Below are 26,194 nucleotides of genomic sequence, written 5' to 3' on the forward strand. Positions count from 1 at the left end.
ATCGATCACGACGGTCTTTTATAATCGAGTGAGTTCGTAGCTTCATCAATCTCATCGATGGCCTGCGCGACGGCAGGCGAAACGTTGCTGGGCACAATCATCAGCATCTCTATAGCCCTATCGCGAAGCTCATCGACATCTACGGACAAGCTGCGCGCAGCGCAAAGAACCGCTTCCAGCGCTATCGAGAGCGCCAGCTCCCTACTCTCGCTCATAACGATCCCTCCCTGTGGAGCGTTTAGCGTAGCCGGCCTTCGACTGTGCGGCGCATTTCACTCGTAAAAGCTAGGCGGGGGAAGAATAACTGAACGCTCGCCAGCCACGTCCTGTCCACAGGTTAGGGTGAAAGGAGACGCCGATGGACATTAACAAAACCCAGACAATTCGGGACGTGATAGTGATTGGCGGCTCGCAAGGATCTCTGGAGGTGCTCCGGGGCTTGCTCGGTGGCTTACCGTCGGACTTTCCTGCCTCAATCCTCATCGTCGTCCACACAGGGCCGTCTAGCCCCGGTAATATGGCACCAATCCTGGATCGCTACAGCACTCTCCCAGTCTCATATGCTAAGCACGGCGAACTCGTTGAAGCTGGCAAGGTTTACTTGGCCCTTGCGGATAGGCATCTCGAAGTCGTGAACCCAGGTCTCATCTATTTAAGTGATGGCCCGAAGGTTCGATTTTCTCGCCCGGCAGCAGATCGCTTGTTCGTTACAGCTGCTGAAGTCTTTGGCAGTCGCGTGATCAGCCTGATTCTCTCGGGTGGGGACTGCGATGGTGCAGATGGGGCGAATGCGGTCGTAGCCGCAGGAGGTCTAAGCCTGGTTCAAGAGCCACACGATGCAATGATTCCGAGCATGCCTATCCACGCGATAAAAAAGGATCACCCCAGCGCAAGGGTAAAGATTCAAGACATGGCAGATGTGCTTATAGACGCCGTACGCGGTGTCTAAACGAATTCCACTACTTGAACACCAAAAGCCACATACCCATCAGGCGAATAGGGCCGTCGAGCATAAGCACGTTGAACACCAAGGCCTACTAGCATCATATTTCACGGAGCGCACCACCTCTCGTATCACTCTCAGCGAAACAACGTAGCGCATCCGGATCGCCAGCGTCCGAAACGAGCGTCGCTGCTGGTCGGCCAGGCGGCGAAAAGATATTGATTATGTGGGCTTCCTTAGCCTCGATTTCGATACGCGTTCCGTCCTCCAGATATAACGCTTGATCGGAATACTTCCCAGCGAGCCGTTGATGGTACGGGGGTGCGCTTAGGCACGTGCGCACGCCTCCGTCGGAGAAAATCTCGATGAACAGCTCTCCACCGGCATGCGGGCTCGCCCACAGCCCCTCAAGCGCCTTTGGAGGAGCGCTCGCTGAGATAGCATCGTATTCCACAAGCGACAAACCACGGCCAGTCATACAACCTGACACCAACATAGCGCTGCACACTAGCATCGCGGCTAGAGCCTTACTTTGCGCAAGCCGCCCCGCTGCCCTTTTGATAGTTTTAACGATAGCGGATACATTGCAGTTCATTTGCCAACTTACTCCTTGCTACACACACAGGATGTTAGTTGTGAACAAAAGGAGAATCAAAAGCTGCCGACGAATGTCGTGCCGAAAATCTATACAAGATGAAGCCGCCGTACAACTTTGCTGGTACATCTGTACTACTTCCTTGCGTCACGCCCCACACCTCACTCGCTCAGATGTATCGCTAGAGATTGAGCCATCCAGGCGAGCATTCCGCTTGGCGCTTGCTCGCGTGATAATTAATTAGTGTTCATGTATCGGAAGTAAAGTGGTAATGAGTAATCGTAGCAAACGTCAAATAGCTAGTATCCGCACAATGTACGAATGGCATTTGGAAATGGCAGCAAGATTGGAGCTCAACGGGAAATTTGAAGAGGCGTCTGTTCACTTGGCACGAGCCAAACTACTTGAGCCTGCGCTCAAGCAAACTGATGAGCAATGCAAGTGCTAACACTGCACAAACACAACTCCGCCGCCTATTAAGCAGAAGAAGCCCATGCAGGTCACTGTCATTAGGCGCCGCTTGTGAGGTGACCGATGTCCCCTGGAAGTCACCGTCAGTCTTTCTAGTTGAACAACACGCGGGCGGCCGGATTCTCATAGGGACAGACCGGTATGATGCCGGCAAGGAGGAATCATGAGCACCGATACACAGCTCCGAGGTGGCACAGGTACAGACGATCCGGTTCCAGCATCCCCAGACCCGCTTTCCCCGGGCCGTACTGATCTGAACCCGAGTGATCGTCCTGGAGTCGACGAACTTCCCGACAACGAAGGGCAAATTCCACTTGAGCAAGATGACGATGCACCGTTGCAAGAGGAGATGACGGATGTGGACGTCGACAACGCAGAGTTCGACGATAGCCCGAATCCACGCTAACTCGGGCTCGCGGTGGCGCCCTTTCGGGGACGCCACTCTCCGCCGATCAATGCGGTGCTGCTCCGTCAGTCTACTCACAGCAAAGGAACCGCTGTCATGCCCAACTTCTTTCTTCCCCGGTTAACGGTTTCCGCCGCGTGCGGGTTGCTATGTGCCTGCGTAGCCAATACCAAATCGCCTGTAGACGCCCCGGGTAGTCCGGAATCGACACAAACCAACGTTCTTGAGGCGGGTGCAGCCATGCTTCAGGCCAAACCGCCGATAGACGCCCTCAACGCTTATCTAGATGGCTTCCATTTCTATAACGGTCACCCTCAAGCCCAAATGGAAGCGCATCACTACTGCTCAGTCCTCAACGAGGATGTCATCCAGTGCGTGATCTTTGACGGCAATACCAAGACGGCGAAAATCATGGGCGTCGAATACATCATCGACGAGAAATTATTCGCTTCACTTCCGGATACAGAAAAAGCGATGTGGCACAGCCATGGCTATGAGGTCTCGTCTGGACAACTGGTAGCGCCGGGAATACCTGGGCCTGCTGAACACGCACTGATGGAACGGTTGGCACACACCTACGGAAAGACTTGGCACACTTGGCATACGGATCAAGATAAGCGCTTGCCGCTTGGGATGCCCCAACTGATGATGGGGTTCACGTCAGAGGGCCAGGCGGATCCGGCAATGGTTAAACAACGCAACGACCGGTTAGGCATTGATACCACGGCAATCAAAGCCCAACGTTCGGATATCCACATTCCAACCACAGATCCGAAGGCCAACGGCTGGCAATATGGGAAGGTCATGCAGATCAGCGATCCTACCGGGCAAACTATCCACTCTCACCCTGACGCACCGACCGCTCCCAAGCAAAACAGCCGTTCTAGCCAATGACACCTAGCCGCCAGCCAGACGTCGCGCGAAGCACCGCTTGAGGTGACTCATCAACGCTGCGACAGATTGTGCTGCGTCAGCTATAAATCATGGCTCGGATTTTTTGCGCCCGCCGGCTTGAGTGTCCGGTGATGTCTAGCATCCGTTTCCCGGGGCCGATGTCCGAGATGTGAATTCCACCCATTTGCAGGGATGAGCTATGAAGAAAAGAGGAACGAAATTCTGGCTGTGGTCTGATTGCCAATTGCAGTCAACGCTGCGACGGGTAACAGCCGATTGCGGTATCCAAATAGAGCTTCAGGCACGTTCCTCGCGCAAATCCATCATTCAGTTGTTCGTGGGGGTTTATGACGGGAGGGGTTTGCCGCTCGTGGAAGAATACTACGCCCACTGCCCAGAGGAATCGGTCACACAAGCCTTGGAATGGGGCCAGAAGCGAGCCCATTTCCTCACAGAATCTATAAGCAACAAGCCGCGAAGCAGGATATGGCCCATCAGCTTGCGAGATGCCTCCAACGATGCGCTGGCCAGGTCACAGATTGAAACAACCTGGTCGAGAGCTGCTTTCATGAACCAGGCACAGGCCGCCCAGGCTCGTTATCAAAAAGCCTGTCGGGCCATGGTAGACATCATGAAAAAAACGAAGGTCGCCAAACAGGATTGGGAAAAATGCCGCGTGGAGCTAAACGCGGCAATTGATCAGAGGGCTGCAGTGCTCAGGCTTAATGGACTTTCGATGTATCAAGGCTCTGTGGACGACCTAGGGTCTGAGCCGAGCAAGCCCGCTATCTGCTCGGGCGATTATTACCAGCCCCGGGTCTCAGAGGGCTGCGAACCGCAGTACCAAGTCGGAGAGCACCTCCCTGAAATGTCCGCAATGTCGTCGAGCTAAGCCTAAGCGGACTTAGCCCGGCAATAGCTCCGTGTAATCGGCTTCATTTCCTCCATTTAATTCGCAGAGACGTGTGNACGCGGCCATACCAACGCGCCGACAGCAGACCTCCTCCGAAGCACGCGAGAAGTAGCCCTAACCTTGAATAGCGAAAAAAATTGTCGAACCTTCTCTTGAAACCCTTTTGCCCGAACCTACATTCGGGATTACGCGATGCCGAAATCGGGTTGCGTCTTAATCACTTGGAGAAAACTCAGGAGATTTGTCATGGCTACTACACTTTCGTTGGCACCACTGTTCCGTCAGTCCGTAGGCTTTGACCGTTTTAACGATCTTTTCGAATCGGCGCTCCGTAGCGAGGCCAACAATGCCTATCCTCCTCACAACGTCGAGAAGCACGGTGAAAATGAATACCGCATTGTCATCGCGGCTGCTGGCTTGACCGAGGACGATATAAACATTCAAGTCGAGAAAGGCGTTCTTACAGTCACTGGCGGGAAACGCGAAACAGAACAGGAAGTGACGTACCTCCACCAGGGTATTGCCCAGAGGGCATTTCGGTTGTCGTTCCGTCTGGCGGATCACATCGAAGTGCAAGGCGCAGCGCTGAGCGATGGCTTGCTGAGCATTAATCTGCTCCGCGTCGTTCCGGAGGAAGCCAAACCACGGCGTATTGAGATCGGTGGCTCGTCCAAGCCCGAACTCAAAGCTGTTAGCTCGCAATAAGTGCGACAGAGGCGCTCTTCGGAGCGCCTCTTTTTGCCCAAGCGAAATTTCGTGTTGCAGCCATCGAGTGATGATCTTCGCCTAAAGCGATAGGGAGCACCCTGAACCCTACAAATGAAAGTCTTGCGGCGGTCGCCTCGCTTACTCCCCCGATTCATCTGCGCTGTTGCAGAAAACCGCCACTTTGTTCCCTACAGGGTCACGTAGATAGGAAACATAGAACCCGGCGGTGTAAGCCTCTCGTGTGCCAGGACTCCCCTCGTCCGTCCCGCCGTTCGCTAGCCCGGCAGCATGAATGTCGTCTACCTGCGCTCGTGACTCAGCCCGGAACGCCGGCATCATTCCATTCCCAACCGTCGCAGCTCTACCATCGAAAGGTCGGGAGACATGAACAGTGCCAGGGCCGTTCGACTTATCGACGGTATCAGGAAGCGAGTAGCTGACCTGCCCTTCGGATACCTCTCTGTCATAACCGAGAGGGATGAGGATGGCATCGTAAAATTTTGCAGAAGCGTCAACGTCGTTGGCGCCTATGAACAGATAGCTGAGCATAACTTTCTCCGAGTTCGCCTTAGTGTCCTAGCTGAATGTGCTTCCATGGAGTTGTGACACCCTGCTCCCACCATGATTTCCTTCAGATGAACTCGGATAGGTGCGGCCCATCTCGTTTTCTTGGCCTTGGGATATGCTTGCCCTTTCCGGACTGCTTCAGTCTCCAAAGAGGTCTGTGTTTGTGAACAAAAATGGACACACCAATGCGCCAACGGCGGACTTCATCAGAAGCATGCGGGAAGTCGCTACAACACTGAACAGCTCCTATACCTCGCTGTTGAGTGCGTCGGTACGACTGGCCTAGGCTGGCCAGGATAAGGAGGCTATGCGCCTCATCGAACTCGCGAAGGGAATCCAATGCGCTGAGTCCAAGGTTCGGCGGCATGCGAAGGTCGCGGGGGTCGGCAGGATCGTAAAGTCGAGTGAACACTGAGCCCCCTTAGCTCTGACAACCCCTCGTTTGAGGCCCCCTGTTTGAGCGTATACAGAGGAGCTCGCGGCCCTTAGCCTGACCACAACCGCACGCAAAGGACGCGACGAGATGGACAACAATCAATGCATGATCAGATGGTCGGCAGCATGGGCTCTTATAGGCGGTATAGTCGTCTGTACAGGATGTATGAACGGCCAGTCGATCACTCACAGTGAAGAAACATTCCCCCACGAACCGGAGTGCAAGGCGAAGGGCGAAGTCACCGAAATGCCATGGGCAGAGCTGCACCAGATACTCGATGACGAACGCGGTTAATCCCGCTTAGCTTGATCCAAGTGGAATACCGTCTTTGTTGAAGTCTTTGACGCGCTCTTTTTCCTGCTCAGTGGAGTGCGCCGGCAAGTCGTCCGGTGGCGCTTCCGTTCTTCTCTTCAGGCATCTTCGTGTCTCCGTGAGTGAGCTGATTTGGCACTCGAAAAGCAGAGCGGATCAGGGCGATTACTTCGATTCGACGCGCAGGATCGGATAGCAGGAAAACTTCAATCGGCTGTCGTCACAGTCATGACACCTTCTACCACCTAGCGCTGAAAATTCATGGAGGAATTGATGCTCAGACTCTTCGTTTCACTCACCGCCATCTTGGGTATGAACCTTTGCCTGGCCAGCGAAGCCGATGATCAGGCCAACTCGTTTGCAAGAATCTACGCATCCCTTTGCCTGCAAAATCTGCCCAACCTTGAGGCTTTCCGCCAAAAGCTGGCGCCCATGCCTAAACTGCCAACTGACAAAGCTGCTCTCTTTCTCGGAGGTGCTCCTGGGGACGCATGGCCGGTGCCGGACAAACACGGCACGTTCGTGCTTGCCCTACCGGGCGGCAAGAACCTGTGTGCTGTCCATGCTCGCAGAGCAGACGTAGATGTCGCCAATACCCTGTTCCAAAAACTGGTGGCAAATGCCCCTGCACCATTTACGTCGAAAATGGTAATGACCGAGGACAAGCAGACGGTGGCTAACGGAGTAACTCACACCGTCTCGTACGAATGGTCTGTTCCAAACGGCGCTCGAAAAATGCTCTTTACGCTTACGACTGCCGCGTCTGAAACCGCGCAACTCCAGGCATTAGGCTCTGCAGCAATCGTGACTCAGTAGCCGGTCGGTCTACGCTGATATCCGAGCAACTTCAACGGATGCCGCCAATGTACAAGACGATCACTTTCACCAGCCTGGAACTGTTCGAAAAGGTATGGGAAACACCTGTATTGAAGCTCGCCCAAGACATTGGCGTGTCGGACGTAGGGTTAGCTAAAGCCTGCCGTAAAGCAGGTATCCCACTTCCTTCTCGTGGCTACTGGGCCAAGCAGCCTGCGAAACGCCCGCCAAAGCCCAAGCCCCCGACCGAAATGGGATCGATAAGCTTCCAAATTTTGGATAGAGCGTCACTTCCGCCACGGCCCGAAATGCCCGCGAAGGTAAAATCCGTTATCGCGAGGCTTGAAGTTCCCCAGGCCCTGGTTGACCCTCATCCTCTGGTAGGCAAATGGCTAAAGCAAGCCCAGTCCGCCAAGACTAACGAAGGCCATCTAATGACTGCTGGGAAGCATGTGCTGCGCTCTCACATATCAGCTGCTCAGGTAGATCGCTCAGCGCTGATTTTTGACACTCTAATAAAGGCGAGTGAGGCGCTTGGTCAGCGCTGGACAATAACAGCGGACAACGAAACGTCGATTGAGATCGACGGAGAAAAGCTGAAGCTATTGCTGAAGGAGCGTATCACCAGAATAACCATCCCCCCGCCTCCGCCTCCCCCACCTAAACGCGGCGCTCCATGGACACCGGATTTTTTGCCTCGGGTCGCCCCTCAGTACGAATGGGTGCCAACCGGGGAACTGAGCCTGCAGCTGGAGGCAGATACTGAATACGGCACGCGCAAGAACTGGGCGGACACCAAGACCAAGAGGCTTGAAGCTAGGCTGGCGGACGTCGTCGACGGGCTCGCCTTGATCGCCATTTCGATCAAAGCCATGCGAGCCAAGCGAGAGGAGGAATCGCGGCAAAGCCTGATCCGCGAAGCACGGCGACTGGAACGAGCCAGGCATGAAGAAAGCCAACGGCGCTTGCGTCATATCCTTGTGAAGAACTCGAGGAGCTGGCAACGAGCGCAGGAACTCCGCGCCTTCATTCAGGCAACCTGTGAAGCAAATGCCAACAGCCCACAGCATACCCAGGAGCAAACGGCCCTATGGGCCTCATGGGCGTCTGCACAAGCCGATATGCTCGACCCGCTACGGGCTAACAGCACATCCGTAACATCTTTGACCATGGCCATCGACAGCTGGTTTACCGGCTATAGCATCATCGGCGCAGAGAAAGATTGGTGGTCAGAGTGAGGCTACATACAAGGATAGAGGTACCTACAGACACCGATGGGTACTCGGCCGATAGGAGTGCTGAATGAAGAAGCCAGCTACTGTTCGAGGTGTTGAATCTCTAGGCCGCACGCGCCTTTCCAAAAACTTTTTCCTTCGCGAGTTCCTTTACAGCGAAATCACCAACATTCATGGCATCCCCAATCTGCCCGACAATCCCGACCTGGCCATTGCAACTGGCCGGGAGCTCTGTGAGGAGCTTCTAGAGCCACTTCAGGCCACTTTCGGACGCATAGCGCTTCGTTCAGGCTACCGGTCGCCGGCGGTAAACGAGTTTGGCAACGCCAACAGTTTGAGCTGCGCTTCGAACAAGGCAGATAGAGGCCGGCATATCTGGGATCAAAGAGATGATGAAGGCATGGCCGGAGCGATGGTCACGATAGTCGTTCCGTGGCTGGTTGATCACATATCAGCCCCTACCCAATGGCAGTCCATGGCTTGGTGGATTCATGACCATCTTCCCTACAGCGAGCTGCAATTCTTCCCCAAACTGAGCGCGTTCAATATCGCCTGGAGAGAGAAGCCGTTGAAGAGAATTTCCAGCTATGTCCATCCCCGTGGCGTGCTCACAAAGTCAGGTGCTGAGAACCAGAACGGCTTGCATGACGATGCCTATCCAGGCTTCCCAGAACTCGTGACGGTTGATCGGTTATATCCGCGTACAAATTTTCTAGGGATTTGAGAACTAGGACGGCGGATAGTCGAGGCCGGGAAGAGGCATAGCTATTACACATACGTCAGGTTCATCGGGCTGTGTTTTCCTACTAACACGGCGCAAATCCTACGGGTGAAGCTGGATCCTCGTTTTTGGTTGGCTCGATCTTCCGTGGACTCTCCATCCCAATCAACGAGCTGCGTATGAGAATCGGCAAGCAGAGCGCGCAGGCGCGAAAGATGGAAGCCCGTAGGGCCAAGACACCAGCGCATGCTGGGGCTTGGTTCACGACAGCTTGCCCGCAAGGGCGCGCCCGAGCAAAGTCGAGCGAAGTTTGAAACCCCAAAACTACTCAGGTAATGCTGTGTCCATCAGCGATGCTGGTAGAATCGAACATGCTCCAATCCCACCTGCACGAGACGTCCAATGAATTCAGATCTGACAGAACAAGAGATGCGCCGTGCCCTTTTCGGTAACGCCGAGGTCTCCGCTCCAATCATCCCTGCGGTAGCAAAAGAGTCTGTTCCCGAAGTCGTCATCGTGCCGCCGGCAAAACCAGTTGCGAAAAAGAAAGACGCGAAAGCGTTCACGCCCAGACTGAGAGTGACCTTACGAGTAGGAAATGTGTTCGAGGGAGAGACCCAGGACATAACTCACGAAGCTGACACGCTGAGCACCCTCCTCGCGGAGCAAGAAGCGGTGAAAGCAGCCCGGAAAAAATTCAGGTACGTTGAGGTCGTTTCGGTTAAGTCGATGTAGCTATTGCCCTAGTTCGAACGGAAATAGACCGTGCTCTGGAACACCTCTCTCGAGGCCCGACCAAGATGTCGTAACCAGATTACCCAACGAACTTAAGGTTGGTCATTTGACGAGAGAACGTCTCGCTCCAGGATGGCTGTCACGTCGGCTGACCTCAGAGTCCAAAAACATCCCTGGATGCTCTTGGCTTCAAATGGGCCCATATCCACAGCACAGTGATCCAGCCCAAACACCGCTGACCACGATTTCTGCATCCGCTGTTGGAGCTGCAGCGCTGCATCGGATCCCTCCTCTGCACTCTCCTGAGCCCGATCAAAATCTTGCTCATCTAACTCCGACGCCCAGACGTAGCATTTGTTGAGTACAAAATGCCAAAGGTCGAAGCACGACAGCACAATCTGCTCGGAGGGAAGAGACAGTTCAAGCACCACCGGATCATGCAAGCCTTCCGCGTCCTCGATGTAAGGTTCAGGATGATTCTCCCCAGACCTTACCCAGCACCACCAGGGAGATAAACCGGGCGCCGGTGGGTAGATCCCAGCGCTCGCCATCGAGTCCTTCATCCAGGCATACGCGTCCTGGAAGATCGGGTCGTCGTTGACTTCGCCGCTGGGGCATGTGAGCTCGCCCTCAGCCTCCAGCATTTGCCAGGTCGAACGCTCCATTAGCGTCCAGCACTGTGTCCGACCATTTCTGGAAAACTCCATTTGCCATTTTTGAATGTCGGATGTCGGTGACGAATGCATCTGGGATTTAAGCTCAATGATTGATGAGGAGCGGCCACGCTGGTAAGTGACTACGAGATGGGAGTAGTACGCCGCACCTGGATCGACACACATCTCACAAGCGAAATGATTTACGGCTTAGCCAAAGTCCATGCAGTAGCTTTGCTTGACTTGATCTTGTAGGCCACCGCGTCGTAGCCGCATCAGCATGTCTCTCGACTCTGCCCCAACGCAAGCGGAGCGCGCAGGCGTGAAGGATGGAAACCCGATAGGGCCAAGACATCCGCGCAGCGCGTGGCTTGGTTCATGACAGCCGGCCCTTAGGGCACGCCCGGGTAAAATTACACTTTTTCTTCGACTGTTCCCATTCGTCAAAACACTGTTGATCCATCCAGCATCTGAGCCTAACCTAGAAGGAGAACAAATGTACTACTAACGGCATTCTCCCATGACTCATACCAATCACACCCCTGAAGACTCAGCATTCGACCTAGGTGTTCCCACTGAGCTCGAAAGCTACCAACACCAATGCCTCATGCTCGTAGACGAGCTCCATGAAGCCTGGGCAGACATCCGAAGGCTGAAGGGTGATGCTCGAACGCTGGTAGCGATGAACGATGCACTGAGAGCCGAGCTCAATGCGTTAAGGGCAGCCCAGCGGAGATCCAACTGAGCCAGGCAGCGGCCTCATCAACATGGAAGGCTTGCGCGGTGGGAGGATCAGATGCCGATATCTCTCACCTGAAATCGACTACTCCTCATCGGTGCTTCAACACGCACCCACTCAGCGGAATTAGCCCATCGGAGCCTGATGGGCGGTCACGCTCAAGGGGCTTTTACTTGTTCAAGCCTCACTTCATGCCCTGAGATCTCAAGAGATATCTTGCGCGGCGTTCGGGCGACATACAGCCCCAGCAATCCACCAGCAAACAGAGCAATCGCAACCATCAACAACGCTGAGTCGTAGCTCTGCGTAGCGTCCTTGATCCACCCCATGACAGGTGGCAGGCCAAGCCCGGCGATGTTGGCGATAGAGTTGATGAGAGCGATCGATGCCGCAGCAGCGGCGCCGGAGAGGTATTCGGTAGTCGTGGCCCAAAAAACGGGCGTCGCCGCCCAGTTCAAGCCGACCGCAATCACCAGCATCGCATAGGCCAGCCACGAATTATTTGTGGCCACCGCCGAAGCCAAGAGCACGCCGGCGATCATTAGTGGCAACCCCAGATGCCAGGCCCGCTCACGCCTACGGTCGGAATGAGTGCCATTGAAGTACATGAAGATGCATGCAAATAGAAACGGCAGTGCAGACAAAGCACTGACGGTAAACGACTCTTGGCCGGAAACCGACTTAACAATAAGCGGCAGAAACAAGGTGATGCCGATCGTACCGAACGCTTGAAGCAGCCAGAAAAGGCTCAATAGCCAAACCTGCCGACTACGGAACGCCGCCGACCAGCCTGCGTGGTGCGAGATCGGAGTGGCGGCCTGTTCGGCGGCTATCGTCTGACTCAACCATTCTTTCTGATCGGCGTGAAGCCACTGCGTTGTGGCCGGGCTATCTGGCAGGTACCGCAAGACAACGATTCCTAGAACGACAGCTGGCAGTCCTTCCAACAGGAACAGCCACCGCCAGCCACTGACACCGAAATACCCGTCCAGATGCAGAAAGGCACCCGAAAGCGGTAGGCCGATAACTGAGGCCAAAGCAGCGCCGATGTAGAAAAAAGACATTGCTTTCGCTCGGTCACTGCGCGGGTACCACTGCGACAAGTAATAGATGATCCCAGGTGTGAAGCCAGCTTCGGCGGCTCCCAGAAGTAACCTCATGCCGTAGAGCTGATTGGCGCTCTGGACGAACGCCATTCCCGCCGCAACGATGCCCCAGGTGATCATGATCCGCGCAATCCAGCGTCGAGCCCCGACCCGGGTCAGAATCACGCTGCTAGGGACTTCAAAAATGATGTAGGTGAGGAAGAACAGCCCTACTCCGATGCCGTACATTCGGGCGGTAAGTCCCAGTTCGGCATTCATTTGTAGGGCGGCGACTGAGATGTTCGATTTGTCGATGTAAGCGACCATGTAGAGCAACATCAAAAACGGGATCAATTTGATGTTGAGTCGTTTCATGGTACTGGCATGCAGACCTGCATTCACGGACGGCTGTTGCATAACGCCTCTCTATTTTTGTTCTGAGACTTCTGGCTCGTGTACCTCCACCATAGACGAGAGAACGAAACCGCTCAATATATGATTTTATATCCCACATAATGGGACAGATATTCTCGTTTCGATAATTTGCAGTAGCGCCTCGGGAGCATCCCTTTTGGGTCGGAAGCTAACTCTGGGCCAAAAGTGCACCTTAGCCCCCTAGCCATCGGGGCTAGGGATCTGAGAAAGTTTCCAGAACACTCGAACAGGACTTCCTGCAATGGACTGCATGCCGACACTGAATACCCCACGCCTTACCCTTACTCCCTTGCAACTGGGCGATGCCCCGGCGATACAGCAGCTATTTCCCCATTGGGAAGTGGTCAGATACCTGGACAGCCGCGTGCCTTGGCCATACCCGCAGGATGGCGCGCTGGTTTATGTACGTGATGTCGCCCTTCCAGCAATGGCCAAAGGACGCGAGTGGCACTGGATGATCCGCACCCGCGCGCAGCCTGAGCACAGCATCGGTAGCATCAGCCTCTATGACCAGCCAGGCAACCACCGAGGCTTTTGGTTAGCGCCCCAATGGCAGGGCCATGGCTACATGCGTGAAGCCTGCAAGGCGATCAATTACCACTGGTTTGAAACTCTACGGCGCCCGCTTATGCAGGTGCCCAAGGCTATCGCCAACCACGCTTCACGCGCAGTGTCCCAGGATGAGGGCATGCGCATGATCGAGACGAGGGACGGAAAGTTTGTCTCGGGGCCCATGCAGCTCGAAGTATGGGAGATTACGCGGAGCGAATGGCTGGCTCGCAGCACGTGAGTTTTGCCCGGACTAAAGTTGCCAACCATAGATTACTATCAACGCTATCCTTCGACCCAAACCTGTCCAGAGAGAAATTACGAGTGAACTATTTCCTGGCGCAAGCACAAAATAACCAGTGGGCGAATCGGCGATTACTTTTGGCTGCTTTGCGTCAGGTTATGAGGAGTTCGTCAGCACGCGGATAGGCTTTTTTCCTTCCATAGAGCGAACGCTGCTGCATATCCTCTACGTATACCGATTCTATCTGGCGGGGTTGAATTCTGATTTGGATGCGCAATACCAAATGCTGCCTGAGGACATGTCGTTGGCGCAAATCACAAGGCTTCAAGCGGCCTTTGACGATCAACTGATAGCGTTTTGTGAGCGCTTGGATCAGCCTGCATTACGACAACGTGTAGCCGTTGCAAGGCCCCATGGAGTCGTCATGGAGCACATAGACCGGCTCTGAGCGGAAGCGATGCACGAATCTGGGCGACGAGAAGATCTACCCGAGCCATGTCCTCTAGCGCTTGCTTCCAAGTTAAAAAGCCGTACTTACGACATGCTTGTTCAAGGGCCGCACTGAGGCCAAGCGAATGCTGACGAGCTATCAGCCTGGATTGGTTTTTGAGGTGCTGGGTGAGAGAGCTACGATAGCAAGTCATACGAGCCCTTCGTGCTGACGTAGCAAAAAAAGACATCACCCGCTAATGTCGACAGCTGCTATAGCACTCAGTCAACGTATGAAATAGAGAAAAGAGCAGTTCCTACAAGGATTCGCTGAAGCGGGTGACAGGCGTCTCATTGAAGCCGAGCATGATTGCAAGCTCTTCTGCCCGGCGTTCAATGCGATTCAAACTCACCACCGTCGATAAGCCTGACCTAACCTTTGCCAGGCCTAATCCATACTAATAGATCAGTCAACACTGAGCGCGTCTTTCAGATCGCGGAGTACCATAGCCGACCTCTCGACCATCTCATTACTGACTTTTGGTTCAGCACCGTGGATTATGGCATTTCGGAGTTTAATGAGCTGCACTAGCCTCTGGTAAAGCTCTTCGCGAATCTTCTCTGCACGCAGCAACAATTCAGCAAGTTTAATATTGGACGGCTTTCTATTGAAGCTTTTTACATAAGTACTGGAGTATGGTACGATAGACGGCCTGTTTGACTGATTAATCAAGATATCTTCAATTTCATTGTAGTTCTTGAGAAGCTCTTCCAAACTTCCTTTCACCGAACTCTCATTGTGCGCAGGATCAATCTCATTTTGAATGGCCTGGCTTGCAGCCTCTACATTCTGAGGTGCAATAACATCAAGAACAAAAAAAGAAATGGCAAGAATGGCAACCCCGAAGAATGACTGCCCAACATTCATGAAGACAGTGAGAAGCTTTCGGTTTTCTGAACTTTCCAATGCAATTACTACATTGGTCAGCGCAATTGTGCCTAGCACCAGCGCCGTGATCAAAGTCAGTTGCCATAAATATCTCTTCTCAAGCTTTTCAATCGATCCCGCGCGGGTCTCATCAGATCGCGCCTCGCGATTCAGATCGCTGCGAAAGAACAGATACCCGGTAAGCGTCAGTCCATAGACTCCAGCTAGCACCTGGGCGGACGTTGAGTAAATGTACATTATTTGATTTTCAGTTAAATCAAACAGCGCGCCATTTAACCCTACGATTCCGGATACCATACTGGCAATAACTAGCACAGCCAACATCGTGACCGTGAAAGCTAAATTAGATACACTATGCAGCCTCACCAAACACCTCTTTCCGTGGTATGTGACATTCTAGTTTTTTCCGTTAGCGCCTCGACTTAACAATTGCACACTTCAGACTTGCTCATCCCCTGACAGCTATTTATCCAAAGGATGCAAGGGAGCAGCCGGTGTTAATTATTAGAACGCAGGTAAATTTTCGAGGTTATCTTCTTTTTTCGCATTCCGGTCGGTCGCTAAAAAACCACCTTCCACCACGTGGACGGAGGCTCCGAGGCGCCAATTGCCGTTCTCCCGGAGTACTGTCTGAAATGACATTTTTCCTTGATGTGCATTTGGCTCCCTCGCGGAGACATGATGCCAATAATGGCATAATGAAATCAACACCTGGAGGGTTTAGGATTACGAATTCAGCTTTAGACAGTGTTTCAGGACTGAGTCTTCAATGGGGCGCTCGCTCATACGCGATACCAGGTCGTTACCTTCTATGACACGACAGAACTCACATAAGATCACGTAATATTGCCGGTCGATCTCTCACTAAACTCATCTCAGACCAACTCTTTCCGGCATCCATGTCCACTCGAAGTGAAAAGCTTCCGAGTCGGAAGCAGGTCATCAATTGCCTGTGGCCAGCGTGTTTTTGTTATCGCGTACGGCCTGGTTCGCGGGACAAAAGAACATCAAAATCGGTTCAGCACCACCTGGGCATACGTAAAAGGATGCTTGGGCATCTAGATGAGGCATGCGGATCGGCATCGGTGACCAGGGATCTTAGCGATATACGTACTGACAAGCGCGCCGCCTGCAGAGTACGAGTGGATACACGATCGATGGCCAAAGGTGGCCGAGCTTCCGAAAAAGATCGGCCCATGATCTCGCCCATCCTCATCAGGGACGCGGGTTATCACGATTCAACATCGAAGAGGTTGGGCAGGCAATAATTGGCTCCAAGCGCTCATCCCATGCATCCGACAATCCCAGATGGTCGCTATTTTATTGTGAAACGACGTCTGTGGCGTTGTTCGAATCTGGCTCTTGACCTAGTACAGCAGCGTTTGGTGAATGAGCTGATGGACGCTAGGAGAGCTGTAAAGACGGCGAAGGCATCAGCTAAGAGTCAGCGCCGTCACCGCATCATGCTAGTCAGAAAAGGATTTCCTGCAGGATGGTATAAAGCAGCATGCCTGTAGACCAGTTCACGTTCAAACCTGGCAATGTCGATTTTCTGCTCAAGAGTGAAAGCCCTGTCCTTTGGAAGCACGAGCTTGCGGTGCTTTTGATACCTTTCAATACGTTTGCCTCTGATGAGATCCCAGAAGCCACCTTCAGGAAGTCCCTCTTTGTTCGATAGTACTGCGGTGTAGATTGCACCCTCCGGGCTCGCCAACTCTCGACAGGCCGCCTCAACAGTCGTCCAGACGCATGCCCGCCAAATATTTGGAGCCACGCACAGCCTCTCTTTGTCCTTGAACAGCCCGTACATAGCGGTGTATCGAATAATGCTTCGGCTACGTGCAGCATCCAAAAGCAACGTGCGAACAGGTTTCTTTTTATCGTGAAATACTTCCATGAACTCGATCAGTTCAGACAATTTGGGACTCCCCTCCCGAATGACCAAGATGGCTGAGCGGCTGCCTCTTGAGAGCATGGCGGAAATTAAGACCCTGCGGCTCATGCTCCAACAAGAGCCACAGGGTTCGCATTATGCTGATGCTCGATTGGTCATTTGAATCGCTTTGACGATACGAGCTCTCACAGATGCCGTGAGCTTCTGCACTCCGGCCTCTTTCGCAATGGTGTATATCAACGATTCGTCGTCCAGAGCCCGCGCAGAAAACCTGGACGCAATGCTCGCAATCTCTGCTAGGCAGATCTCCATCAGGCTTCGCAAGGAGTCTTCATCCGCAGATTGACGGAACACAACCTCCTGATCCTCCATGAGACTGGTCGGCCAGTAAAAGACGCCTACTTGGCTTTCATCGTGAAAACGGAAGCGCTGCTTGGCCAATTGATCGACACGGTCTCGAATTTTCGCGCCGGTACGCACCCATCCATGCGCGCGTGCAATACGGCGAGCCAGAATCACATCAAGGATTGGCCCCTCACTTTCAACCACATGCGCAATCATCTTTTCTAGGTTTTCGGTGTAATTGGGTTCAAAGAATCGATCAGGATCGACGGTGTCAACAGCACTTCTTGGATCAGCTTCGACATAGATCAATTGCTGAGACGGAGCCACCAAAATCGTGTCGTCCTGGACTGAGACGACCGATGCTGACCTGGCGTACTTAAGCTCTGGCAAGGCCCCTGATGGATCATTTGCTTCGACGCTATCAGCCACGGCGGCAACCACGGAGACTTGCTCCACGACCTCGATAACCTCTGCCATGGCAGCATCGACTTTCAAACGTTCTGCCTCCTGCGCTGCATCGATAATCGCTTGCTTGGCGCGTGACTCTGCAAGAAGATCGTTCAGCCGCTGGTGTACCTTCTCTGCAGTACCAACTGCGTCCACCCACCAATCCGTAGACCAAATCCTTACGATTTCCCAACCCAGACCTCGTAGAACGAATTCACGAAGCTTGTCGCGATCTCGTGCCGTGGCGCTGCGATGATAGGTAGCACCATCACATTCAATACCAGCAAGGAACCGCCCAGGTGCGTCAGGATGGACGACCCCGAGATCAATCCGGAATGAGGAAACACCTATCTGTGTCTGTATGTGCCAGCCTTTCTTTGCCAAGGCGGCAGCAACCGCTTCCTCAAATGGACTGTCGAAGCCGCCCACGCTACCAAAATTAGCCTCAGCCAAAGCATTCGGCCCGCGCTCTGCAAACTCCAGAAAATGCTTGAGGTCTCGAACACCAATAGCTTGTGTTCGCGCGAGGTCAATATGCTCTGGCCGTAGCGTGGAGAAAAGAACAAGCTCCTGACGTGCGCGGGTAATGGCGACGTTGAGGCGGCGCTCGCCCCCAGGGCGGTTCATCGGCCCAAAGTTCATCGACAGTACACCAGCGGCGTCCTTCCCGTAAGTCGTGGAGAAGTAGATGATGTCTCGTTCATCGCCTTGAACACTCTCCAGGTTCTTCACGAACACCGGCTCCAGCTCGGATTCGGCGAAATACGGCTCCAGCGACGGATCTTTCCGGCATGCGTCATCGAGCATGTCCATGATGAGCTTCTGCTGCTCACCATTGAACGTTACAACTCCAACCGTCCTTCGGGTTTCCCGGAATGCAGGAGATTGAAGACGGGCAACAAGATCTGCAACCAATGCCCGCGCCTCGATCAAGTTCGTGCGTGAGCCGCCCTTATCGTAGATGCCTGCTACAGGGCACAATCTCACTGCCTTGTCTGCTGTGAATGGCGATGGGAATGTGACCAGTTTCGACTGGTAGTAACGCTGGTTGGAGAATGCGATCAAGCTTTCATGGCGGCTACGATAGTGCCAGTTGAGATTCCGCATTGGCAGGTTCGCGCTGATGCACTCATCCAGGATACTTTCGAGATCTGCTTCGACATCTTCATCGTCAGCCGTTGACTCAGCTCGATCAAAGAACGACGTTGGCGGCAGCTGTTTGGGATCGCCCACCATCACTACTTGTCTGCCCCGAGCCATGGCACCAATGGCGTCCCAGACAGGTATCTGCGAGGCTTCATCGAAGATGACCAGATCGAATGGCGTAGAGGCTGGCGGCAGATACTGAGCAATAGAAAGAGGGCTCATCAGCAAGCAAGGGGTCAACTTAGTCAGCGCGTCTGGTGCGCGCGTCATCAGCTCACGCAACGGGATGTGCTTGGTCTTCTTGCCCATCTCATGGCGCAGCAAGCCCCAATCCGAGGAACGACTAACACTGTCCTGACTTGGAAGATCTGCGCATAGCCGCGCACGGAGCCAGTCTTTGGTAAGCGCCGTGAACTTATCGTCCAGCGTGCGGAAATCACGAATACGTTGTTCATGCTCAACGCTGACGAACGTCCGAATGACCTCTTCGTTGTCCACTGTGGTGTTCAACCACCAGCGGGCATAGTTGACTTCCAGTACTCGACGGACTTTCCCAGACGTGATCGTGCCCATCTCCATCGCGTTGACTATGGGAGCCAGCCCTACCGCAAAGCCTTCATCTCGAACCTTGCGCCAAGAGCACCATGCCTTCAAGCGCGGCTCCGAAGATACAACCGTTTCACAGTTTTTCTTGAGATCACCCAATGCCAGGTGTGCGGTTTCGTCGATGCCCAAATCGGTGAATTGGCCAACCGCTGTCAGATGCGAAGTACGCTCTTGGAGCAAGCCAAGCTTCTCGCGCAACGTGGCGCCTGCCAGAGGGATTGCACCCTCTTGCTCCAACAATGCATTGCCATCGCCAAGCAACATCTGGAGTGGTGCCTTGTAAGCACCAATCTGCTCTGGGTTAAGCGCCAGCTTGGCAATCGCAGTGGCCAGCTCTCCTTGGAACACAACTGCGTTGCGAACCCCCTCAAGCTTTGTCTTCAAATCATTCCAAGCAGGTACCGTTTCGCGCAGATCGGATAGATCAGCCAGCTCTCTCTCAACCACGGTTCTGCGCTTGAGCAGCTCAAAATCATTTTTCAGCGGATCGCCACAACGCCCCTCTTCTACGAGAGGATGATCGTCGGTAAGCCGTCCACGCTCCTCGATATCACGCCGCTCGACCTGAAACCGAATCGCAGCAGTGAGCACATCAACGTCTGTAGCAAGCCCGCTCCACAAGGACTGGGTTCCTTCACCGAGGTCGACCAACTTATCCATTTCGGCATCCAGCCGAATCACGTTACGCAGTCGAAGAAGCTCCTCTTTCAGCGCATCGCCCAGATGGCCTTGTTCGGCCAACATCAGCCCCTCATCGACCCAGGGCAAATTTTCCTTTTGAAGTCGCACCGCTTCCTGGAGCTTGATGGCTGCAACGATCCAAGCGACATCGGACTTAGCCCCTTGCCATAAAGCACCACACTCTTCACCCAGAGAGAGGTCGTCAATGGCGCGACGTATAGTTCGAATTTCGACCCACGTTGACAGTTCCTTGGCATTGTCGATTTCGCCTTCGAAAGTCTGCACCGGAGCCAACAGCCCTGCAATTCGGCGTTTGCCGAACCAGGATTTAGGCCAGAAAGCTTCTGCAGCCTCTATCCACTCTCGATGCAGGAGTTCGACATCAATGCTCTCGATCGTCTCTGCGTAGGTCGCTTGCAGTTGTGCCTTGAGAGCTTCGACTTGACCAAACAAAACGACAGCCTGCCCCAGAACATCAGTGACGCTCTGCGGCCAGGCTGGGCCAAGATCGGAAAAAGAGGCGCGACGCTGCTGCAGCAAATCGATACCTTGTTTGGCATCCGCAACTACACGAGACGACCATATCGTCGACAGCTTTGAATTGATTTCGCGGTGCTGTTCAACCCAAGTGCAGCCCTCGCTCAATCGTTGAGAGATGGAGCGAGCATCAGGTTTCAGAGCAAAGCGCCAATCATGCCCTGCCGCCTCTGGCAGTACTCGAGAAAGAATCGATAGACCGTCCAGTGTTGTGGGTGTGTATTGGGTGGCAGGAAGTGCAGTCAATTCAATGAAGCGATCCGCAGCCCTTTGCACCTCTAGTACACTAGGCAAGACATCCCTCGCCGCTTGCACAAACTGCTGTTGCCAGTGAGGCGACCATTCGGCTTGGCCAACCGGAGACAAAGCGTTGCCAGCAAGTTGATCAAAACCTACAGCCTGGGCGTTAACTTCAAGACGGTCGCCTAGTTCACGCAGCTCAAGCATCGCTTTGTGATCATGGACATCAGGGGACGCCCATCCAATCGAAGCCACAGCCTCATCTACGCCAGATGTGACAGTGCCAATGGCGTCATAGATCGTATAGCCATTGCGATGACGGCGATGCAGCCGTTCGACGTAGATGTTGAGACTATCCCGTAGTGTCGCCAGGCGCTGGGCCTCGACTTCCCATGCCGCCGAATCAACATGTCCTTTCGCTTCCCACGCTGATTGCAGCTGGGCGAGCACATCAGTCTTCCGCGCCTTACTCGAATGGAGCTCAAGGCAGAACTCACCCAAACCGATTTCACGAAGCCGTCGATAAACGACGTCCAGAGCAGCGATCTTTTCAGAAACGAAAAGCACTCGACGGCCTTGGGCGATAGACTGCGCAATCATGTTGGAGATGGTCTGGCTCTTGCCCGTGCCAGGCGGGCCAATCAGAACGAAGTCCTTACCTTTCGCAGCCGCCATCACTGCAGCGAGCTGAGATGAATCAGATGGCAGCGGGCAGAACACGTCAGTTGGGCCATAGTCACGATCCAGTGACTCAGCTTCAGGGAACGGAGTATCGGAGATAAACGAGTCTCGAGGGGTGTCGAGCAGATGCTGGACGACCGGGCTCTGCCGCAAGTGCTCAGAGTTCTCAACCAAATCCTTCCACATGAGGTATTTGGCGAAAGAAAACATGGAAAGCACAACGTCCTCGTTGAGCTCCCAGCCTGGGATGTCCTTGATGGCATGACCGACTTTCTTCCAGATGCCTGCAATATCGAGTCCCGAGTCATCACGAGGCAACTCGTTTTCCAGCGAACCTAGTCCCAGCTCAAAATCCTGGCGGAGCATCTCTATCAGCGTTGGGTTGAAGCGCGGCTCATCGTCGTGCAGCACCATGGTGAATCCTGAGCGCGCACTCTTCCGCTCTAGTGTCACAGGTATCAGCACCAGCGGCGCTTTATACTTCTGCCCTGCCCGGTCTTCTCGCGTCCAGCTCAGAAAGCCAAGCGCCAAGAACAGAGTATTGGAACCGCCTTCCTGCAAGGCTGTACGGGCACCTCGATAAAGCTCGGTAAGTCGGACATCCATCTCATTGGATGTCAGCGCTACAAACACTTCCCTGCGCTTGAGCGCGTCCTCGGCATGTCGACGACGCACGTCCTCTCGTTCGCGCTGCTCATAAAGCGCTCGCTCCCGTGGGTCAGCACCATCCATTAGATCTGGCCGGGTCAGTAACTTAAGCGACTGACCACTCGCCAGAATGTCCTCAAGCGCTCCCGGGTCTGGTGACTCAAGCTTCAGCGAACGTTTGCCCGTTTTGAAATTGAGCAGGTTGTTTCGAAGAGACAGATCCAACAGCTTACGCTGCCAACGGCCCAATCGATCGGAGGGATTTAATTTGGACAGATCCTCGACCTGAACCTCAACATTATCCTCGGCCAGACCAAGCCCTTCCTCCACCAGCAAAGGAGGTGGGGCGTCGGAGGATTCGTCATTAGCTACGCGCGCGATTTGGGACTCGGCGCTAGCAAGCGGCTTGATTCGCTGCAGACGCGCCCGACGGATGTCCAGAAGCATCTCAAAGCGGCTCTCTGCATCCTCTTCAACCTGTTTGGCTCCTCGTTCAACTGCATAGGAGAAGGCCGGAACCGGGTTTTGAGTGACGAGCGTCGTCTCAAAGAGCACAAGCTCTTGAAGCTTGACCCGCTTGCGCACCGCCGTGACATCATCGACCAGAGCAGTGGTGAACTCTTCCGGCTTCAGCCAAAGCCCAGCAAAAGCATGCCCATGGGTAAACACGATGACGGGATTGAGACCAGCTTGCTCAAGCGCAGCGCAAAAAAGCAATGTAAGGTCTAAGCAAGTCGCCAGGCCGGTATCAGCGATCTGACTCGGACTGCGCACCTTCTGCCCCGACTGTTCAAAACTCGCCGGCGGTAATGCATAGTCAAGTTTCATCCGGGCGACAGCACTCCATACTGCAGAGGCCAGCTGCCAAGCTCGTTTGGAGCCACCCTCATATCCATCGAGCGCTGAAGACAGTTCGCTTAGGCGAAGAAGCTCAGCAGCCTGCTTGAGCAACCGCTCAACCGCTGGGTCATTAGGCTGGACGAACGCTGCGGTCATATCAGGAATGTGCCGCAGACCACCCCATTGGTTGCGAGGCAGGAGGTCTACGACCTGCTCTAGGCGCGCAATCTCTTTGCGACCGCCCTCTGCTGCTTTGTCATCAGCTTCGAGGACAAAGGTAAAAGTCGACATCTCCGACTCTGTCAGCCGACTCAGCAACGGCCCATCCAGAACGAGATCGAGGCCCGGAATGATCCGGAAGCTATCCGCCGCAATTTCGTCGATACGCCAAGTCTTGGCTTTGAGCACCTCAGGAGCAGATGTAAGGGTCAGAGTAGCGTTAACGAATCGGTCGCTGGTCTCGTTAGAGAGCCGAAGCTCTCGAATAACAGGAATGGCGTTTTGGAAATCCGCTAGGTTGAGCTTCGCTACCAGGGTCGCGAGAATTTTGACTTCTTTTGGAGGGACAATTTCTTCGGGCGTGAGGGGCTGAACTATGTCGTCCATGCGCAAACATCCTTGTCGAGGTACCCAAGGGAGTGCCGGATGTGGCCGGCCAAGAGGCCCCGCTTGAGCTAATGGCGCGATGATAGCGTTTCTGGACGCAGCCGTAATGCGCCATTAGTCGCTATAGCGATCAAATTCCTGCTCCCCCTCTGTTAGTCGCGACAGCGATTCGTGACTCAATTCGCGGACGCTATGAGACCGGCGCAAGCCGCAGGACTTAGTTATTTGAGTGAGTGAAAGACCAATTCTACGGCTGACTAGGCCGCCAAATTGGCGCTGGATGACGAGTGCCAGTCTGATGGGAGACGGAGGGTCAGATCTGGATAGGAATAGGGCGAAAAACTCAACCTACGCCGAAAGGTCTCTATCATTACCCGCCAACAGTTCTTCGTGACCGCAAAGGACTTTTCTGCCGCTGGCGCATCAAACACTCGGAGCGCTTGTTGAAGCTCGATGAGGAAATGTTCCAGGAAGACAGGTCTATCAGTGGATTGTTGAAAAGCCGGCGGGAGCAGTTGGAGTCAATTTTTGGCGTCGATCTGATCTACACCATTGACCTGCTTTACAACTTCAAAGGTGGGCCATGCTACGCCATGAACTCGCACCCGGGAAGCTGGCCCCGGGGTCGTGCTATCTGCACTCGAGTATCTATGCCTGTTGGCTTACGTACTACATGGTTTCCCTCCCACTGCTTCCACATTGGAAAACCCATGTTGCACCGGAGCTGGAATTGGCATCTCTCTAACCAGTTTGAGGAGGATCACCTGAGGCCTTCGCCGGCCAGCTCGCAAAGTGACTCGGGTTGAGCTAGCCCACCCGCAAGCGGAGCGCGCAGGCCGCCCGGCCGAAGGTGTGAGGATGCCTGCCCGCCAGGGACGAGACGGCGCGGGAACCACGCTGGCTCGGTTTACGGCAGCCGTCCGCTGAAGCGGCACACCCAAGATATTCCCGAAGAGAGGAATAGAACCAAGCCACCGATTGACGAGGATAGATGGATAGGTATCATCGGTAGTGGCACGACGCCCGCCTTTCGCATTTAGGATGATTTCTGAAACACCTATCCAAGGCGCCACATGAAATTTCTCATCAGCTTCATTCGTATCGACACCACCGTGCCCGACAGATTCTGGCCTGCCAGCCAAGCAATTAGCGGAATGTGTCACGAGTATGTGAGTACGAAAAACCCTGAGTATCAGGACTGCAGTAATTTCCGTGATATCGAAGCCACGTTTGAGTCTCTGCACAATTACGATGTCGATGGTGACCGTATCAAGTGCCCTCAAATGAAGCTCAAGGTGTTGAGAGTCGAGCCAATCACTTCATCGAAACGCAAACTCGCAGCCTGATACTCTGCCGGCTTGGCTACGTCTGGTGACTGTAGCCACGCTAGTGTTCCGACACAGCTGTAAACCTTCGGTTTTGAGCCTGCTCAAACGGAAAGTTTCGTATGTGGTAGAGCACAACTCTGGTCTTGGTTTGGTACTTAAAGCAAGCGGAGCGCGCAGGCGCCAGGTGGATGCCCGAAGGGCCAAGACACCACGCAGTGGCGTGTCTTGGTTCACGACAACCGCCCCGCAGGGGGCGCCCTAATGATGCCGTTAGGAGTTTTGGGATTGCGGTTTCAACGTGGAAGGTGCAGACGCGAGCATCCAGCATGAAGAGACGGATTTTAAGGTTTTTGCTGATCGACCCGCCTAATACTCTTCACCGTCGCTCTGCAGATCCTCCTCCTTGATTTCGAGCTCACCGAATGACCCCAGGTAGACGTTACGACAGGGGAGCTCACTAATCACTCCTCGGTTCAGCAGTCGTGCGGCAATGTTTCGCATTATTGCTTCAACAACCAATGGTTCAGCGGACGATCCAATCTCAGCGTCCATTAACGCATTGACGTCAATGTCTTCATTGGCAACAAACGGCCCTTGCCGGTCGTATCCTTCGAAGACGCCATGCGCTATGCACAGCATCTCCCCTTTCAGGATCAGAAGCCTTGCCACTTTGACCTTCCGCGTTTTAAGTTTTGGTGAGAGCCGTCACAGCTTTTACGGGCGAAGCCATTAATCAAGACCTTCAACTCAGCAAAGCTGAATGCATCGAAACCTGCGAACAGTGGTGGCGCAATCGGAGCCAGTGACGCCCACCTGAGCTCAGCCATCACCGCCCTGCTCCTATCGATCATCGTCCGGCGCCAGATCGACATGTGAAGGACAATGGACAGTGAAATATCGGATTCCACCAAGCACTCCTGGGGTACCGCAGATTTCGCAGATAGTCAGTGACGCGACCTGAGCAGCTTCGACTGTCTGTCGACAAAAATCGTCGCCCCCGTTGTAGCTAAAGCACTCTGGATCATTGAAGAATACTGGGCTCCTCGTCTGGCGCCTCAAGCAAGCGGAGCGCGCCGGCCCAGAGGGCCATAGGCGTGAGGATGGAAGCCTGCCAGGGCCAAGACGCACACGAAGTGATGCGGCTTGGTTCACGACAGCCATCCGCGAATGCGGCGCGCCACAATCGACCGGATCCAGATTTATAGCCGTAAGGGCTTAGTAAATTGACGCGCAGAAGGCTATGCACGACTGGCTTAGCTTTCTGCGAGCTCAGCACATCTTTTAACCAAACTCACTCAGACTTGCTGTCCGGCGACTCCAAATTCCTGAATACCAATCTGTTCGAGCGAACCCTCTGCTA

The 26,194-nt window shown here is 54.0% G+C and carries 21 protein-coding genes; 12 read left to right on the plus strand and 9 right to left on the minus strand.

Annotation, left to right across the window (positions count from 1 at the left end; genetic code table 11):
- Positions 1-5 precede the first annotated feature (5 nt).
- Entirely contained in the window at positions 6-215 is a 210-nt protein-coding gene (locus D3M70_RS16670) for a hypothetical protein (RefSeq protein ID WP_120126803.1), read from the minus strand.
- Between the two features lie 143 nt (positions 216-358).
- Here D3M70_RS16670 and D3M70_RS16675 point away from each other — a divergent pair, with 143 nt between their 5' ends.
- The 5 genes from D3M70_RS16675 to D3M70_RS16700 all read left to right on the plus strand — a co-directional run bounded on the left by D3M70_RS16675 (position 359) and on the right by D3M70_RS16700 (position 4,927).
- Positions 359-949, plus strand: coding sequence for a chemotaxis protein CheB (locus tag D3M70_RS16675; RefSeq protein ID WP_120126804.1), 591 nt, complete (start codon positions 359-361; stop codon positions 947-949).
- A 1,223-nt stretch (positions 950-2,172) separates the two neighbouring features.
- Positions 2,173-2,415, plus strand: a complete 243-nt coding sequence (locus D3M70_RS16685) for a hypothetical protein (RefSeq protein ID WP_120126806.1) — start codon at positions 2,173-2,175, stop codon at positions 2,413-2,415.
- 96 nt (positions 2,416-2,511) lie between these two features.
- Complete coding sequence (locus D3M70_RS16690; RefSeq protein WP_120126807.1) at positions 2,512-3,309, plus strand: OBAP family protein; 798 nt, start codon at positions 2,512-2,514, stop codon at positions 3,307-3,309.
- Positions 3,310-3,508: 199 nt separating this feature from the next.
- On the plus strand, positions 3,509-4,201 hold the full coding sequence (locus D3M70_RS16695; RefSeq protein WP_120126808.1) for a hypothetical protein: 693 nt from the start codon (positions 3,509-3,511) through the stop codon (positions 4,199-4,201).
- A 267-nt stretch (positions 4,202-4,468) separates the two neighbouring features.
- Positions 4,469-4,927, plus strand: a complete 459-nt coding sequence (locus tag D3M70_RS16700; protein ID WP_120126809.1) for an Hsp20 family protein — start codon at positions 4,469-4,471, stop codon at positions 4,925-4,927.
- 141 nt (positions 4,928-5,068) lie between these two features.
- Here the strand turns inward: D3M70_RS16700 and D3M70_RS16705 are convergent, their stop codons facing one another.
- On the minus strand, positions 5,069-5,479 hold the full coding sequence (locus D3M70_RS16705; protein WP_120126810.1) for a VOC family protein: 411 nt from the start codon (positions 5,477-5,479) through the stop codon (positions 5,069-5,071).
- A 541-nt stretch (positions 5,480-6,020) separates the two neighbouring features.
- On the opposite strand from D3M70_RS16705, the gene D3M70_RS31735 reads away from it, so the two are divergent.
- The 5 genes from D3M70_RS31735 (at position 6,021) to D3M70_RS16730 (ending at position 9,752) form a co-directional block, all read left to right on the plus strand.
- Positions 6,021-6,227 carry a hypothetical protein gene (locus D3M70_RS31735; protein ID WP_133306486.1) on the plus strand — a complete coding sequence of 69 codons (207 nt, stop codon included), beginning with the start codon at positions 6,021-6,023 and terminating at the stop codon, positions 6,225-6,227.
- Between the two features lie 291 nt (positions 6,228-6,518).
- Complete coding sequence (locus D3M70_RS16715; RefSeq protein ID WP_120126811.1) at positions 6,519-7,061, plus strand: hypothetical protein; 543 nt, start codon at positions 6,519-6,521, stop codon at positions 7,059-7,061.
- Positions 7,062-7,108: 47 nt separating this feature from the next.
- A complete protein-coding gene (locus D3M70_RS16720; protein ID WP_120126812.1) occupies positions 7,109-8,299 on the plus strand; it encodes a hypothetical protein in 1,191 nt (396 codons plus the stop codon).
- Positions 8,300-8,363: 64 nt separating this feature from the next.
- Complete coding sequence (locus D3M70_RS16725; protein ID WP_120126813.1) at positions 8,364-9,020, plus strand: hypothetical protein; 657 nt, start codon at positions 8,364-8,366, stop codon at positions 9,018-9,020.
- Between the two features lie 399 nt (positions 9,021-9,419).
- On the plus strand, positions 9,420-9,752 hold the full coding sequence (locus D3M70_RS16730; protein WP_120126814.1) for a hypothetical protein: 333 nt from the start codon (positions 9,420-9,422) through the stop codon (positions 9,750-9,752).
- Positions 9,753-9,844: 92 nt separating this feature from the next.
- Here the strand turns inward: D3M70_RS16730 and D3M70_RS16735 are convergent, their stop codons facing one another.
- Entirely contained in the window at positions 9,845-10,417 is a 573-nt protein-coding gene (locus D3M70_RS16735) for a DUF3841 domain-containing protein (RefSeq protein ID WP_256659876.1), read from the minus strand.
- A gap of 885 nt (positions 10,418-11,302) precedes the next feature.
- Positions 11,303-12,646 (minus strand): MFS transporter, encoded by a 1,344-nt coding sequence (locus D3M70_RS16745; RefSeq protein ID WP_120126817.1) that lies wholly within the window; start codon positions 12,644-12,646, stop codon positions 11,303-11,305.
- A gap of 259 nt (positions 12,647-12,905) precedes the next feature.
- Here D3M70_RS16745 and D3M70_RS16750 point away from each other — a divergent pair, with 259 nt between their 5' ends.
- Positions 12,906-13,454, plus strand: a complete 549-nt coding sequence (locus D3M70_RS16750; RefSeq protein WP_120126818.1) for a GNAT family N-acetyltransferase — start codon at positions 12,906-12,908, stop codon at positions 13,452-13,454.
- Between the two features lie 898 nt (positions 13,455-14,352).
- Here the strand turns inward: D3M70_RS16750 and D3M70_RS16760 are convergent.
- From D3M70_RS16760 to D3M70_RS16770, 3 genes are all read right to left on the minus strand, one after another.
- Positions 14,353-15,201: a hypothetical protein gene (locus tag D3M70_RS16760; protein ID WP_120126820.1), complete on the minus strand. Its 849-nt coding sequence runs from the start codon at positions 15,199-15,201 to the stop codon at positions 14,353-14,355.
- A gap of 1,087 nt (positions 15,202-16,288) precedes the next feature.
- Positions 16,289-16,753 (minus strand): hypothetical protein, encoded by a 465-nt coding sequence (locus D3M70_RS31740; RefSeq protein WP_133306487.1) that lies wholly within the window; start codon positions 16,751-16,753, stop codon positions 16,289-16,291.
- A 111-nt stretch (positions 16,754-16,864) separates the two neighbouring features.
- Entirely contained in the window at positions 16,865-23,506 is a 6,642-nt protein-coding gene (locus D3M70_RS16770) for a DUF3320 domain-containing protein (RefSeq protein WP_120126822.1), read from the minus strand.
- A gap of 1,073 nt (positions 23,507-24,579) precedes the next feature.
- Here D3M70_RS16770 and D3M70_RS16780 point away from each other — a divergent pair.
- Positions 24,580-24,852: a hypothetical protein gene (locus tag D3M70_RS16780; protein WP_120126823.1), complete on the plus strand. Its 273-nt coding sequence runs from the start codon at positions 24,580-24,582 to the stop codon at positions 24,850-24,852.
- 348 nt (positions 24,853-25,200) lie between these two features.
- On the opposite strand, the gene D3M70_RS16785 is transcribed toward D3M70_RS16780, so the two are convergent.
- Both D3M70_RS16785 and D3M70_RS16790 read right to left on the minus strand, forming a co-directional pair.
- Complete coding sequence (locus tag D3M70_RS16785) at positions 25,201-25,503, minus strand: hypothetical protein (RefSeq protein ID WP_120126824.1); 303 nt, start codon at positions 25,501-25,503, stop codon at positions 25,201-25,203.
- Complete coding sequence (locus D3M70_RS16790; RefSeq protein WP_120126825.1) at positions 25,488-25,742, minus strand: hypothetical protein; 255 nt, start codon at positions 25,740-25,742, stop codon at positions 25,488-25,490. Before D3M70_RS16790 ends, D3M70_RS16785 begins: the two co-directional genes overlap by 16 nt.
- Positions 25,743-26,194: the final 452 nt, after the last annotated feature.

The sequence above is a fragment of the Pseudomonas sp. LS-2 genome (assembly GCF_003605735.1).
Lineage (GTDB): Bacteria > Pseudomonadota > Gammaproteobacteria > Pseudomonadales > Pseudomonadaceae > Aquipseudomonas.

Excerpts from the sequence above, each read along its gene's own strand:
- D3M70_RS16735 (WP_256659876.1), bottom strand. The coding sequence starts at position 10,417 with ATGGAGCGTTCGACCTGGCAAATGCTGGAGGCTGAGGGCGAGCTCACA.
- D3M70_RS16730 (WP_120126814.1), top strand. The coding sequence starts at position 9,420 with ATGAATTCAGATCTGACAGAACAAGAGATGCGCCGTGCCCTTTTCGGT.
- D3M70_RS16720 (WP_120126812.1), top strand. The coding sequence starts at position 7,109 with ATGTACAAGACGATCACTTTCACCAGCCTGGAACTGTTCGAAAAGGTA.
- D3M70_RS16770 (WP_120126822.1), bottom strand. The coding sequence starts at position 23,506 with ATGGACGACATAGTTCAGCCCCTCACGCCCGAAGAAATTGTCCCTCCA.
- D3M70_RS16745 (WP_120126817.1), bottom strand. The coding sequence starts at position 12,646 with ATGCAACAGCCGTCCGTGAATGCAGGTCTGCATGCCAGTACCATGAAA.
- D3M70_RS16780 (WP_120126823.1), top strand. The coding sequence starts at position 24,580 with ATGAAATTTCTCATCAGCTTCATTCGTATCGACACCACCGTGCCCGAC.
- D3M70_RS16685 (WP_120126806.1), top strand. The coding sequence starts at position 2,173 with ATGAGCACCGATACACAGCTCCGAGGTGGCACAGGTACAGACGATCCG.
- D3M70_RS16670 (WP_120126803.1), bottom strand. The coding sequence starts at position 215 with ATGAGCGAGAGTAGGGAGCTGGCGCTCTCGATAGCGCTGGAAGCGGTT.
- D3M70_RS16750 (WP_120126818.1), top strand. The coding sequence starts at position 12,906 with ATGGACTGCATGCCGACACTGAATACCCCACGCCTTACCCTTACTCCC.
- D3M70_RS16695 (WP_120126808.1), top strand. The coding sequence starts at position 3,509 with ATGAAGAAAAGAGGAACGAAATTCTGGCTGTGGTCTGATTGCCAATTG.
- D3M70_RS16715 (WP_120126811.1), top strand. The coding sequence starts at position 6,519 with ATGCTCAGACTCTTCGTTTCACTCACCGCCATCTTGGGTATGAACCTT.
- D3M70_RS16725 (WP_120126813.1), top strand. The coding sequence starts at position 8,364 with ATGAAGAAGCCAGCTACTGTTCGAGGTGTTGAATCTCTAGGCCGCACG.
- D3M70_RS16675 (WP_120126804.1), top strand. The coding sequence starts at position 359 with ATGGACATTAACAAAACCCAGACAATTCGGGACGTGATAGTGATTGGC.
- D3M70_RS16705 (WP_120126810.1), bottom strand. The coding sequence starts at position 5,479 with ATGCTCAGCTATCTGTTCATAGGCGCCAACGACGTTGACGCTTCTGCA.
- D3M70_RS31735 (WP_133306486.1), top strand. The coding sequence starts at position 6,021 with ATGGACAACAATCAATGCATGATCAGATGGTCGGCAGCATGGGCTCTT.
- D3M70_RS16700 (WP_120126809.1), top strand. The coding sequence starts at position 4,469 with ATGGCTACTACACTTTCGTTGGCACCACTGTTCCGTCAGTCCGTAGGC.
- D3M70_RS16690 (WP_120126807.1), top strand. The coding sequence starts at position 2,512 with ATGCCCAACTTCTTTCTTCCCCGGTTAACGGTTTCCGCCGCGTGCGGG.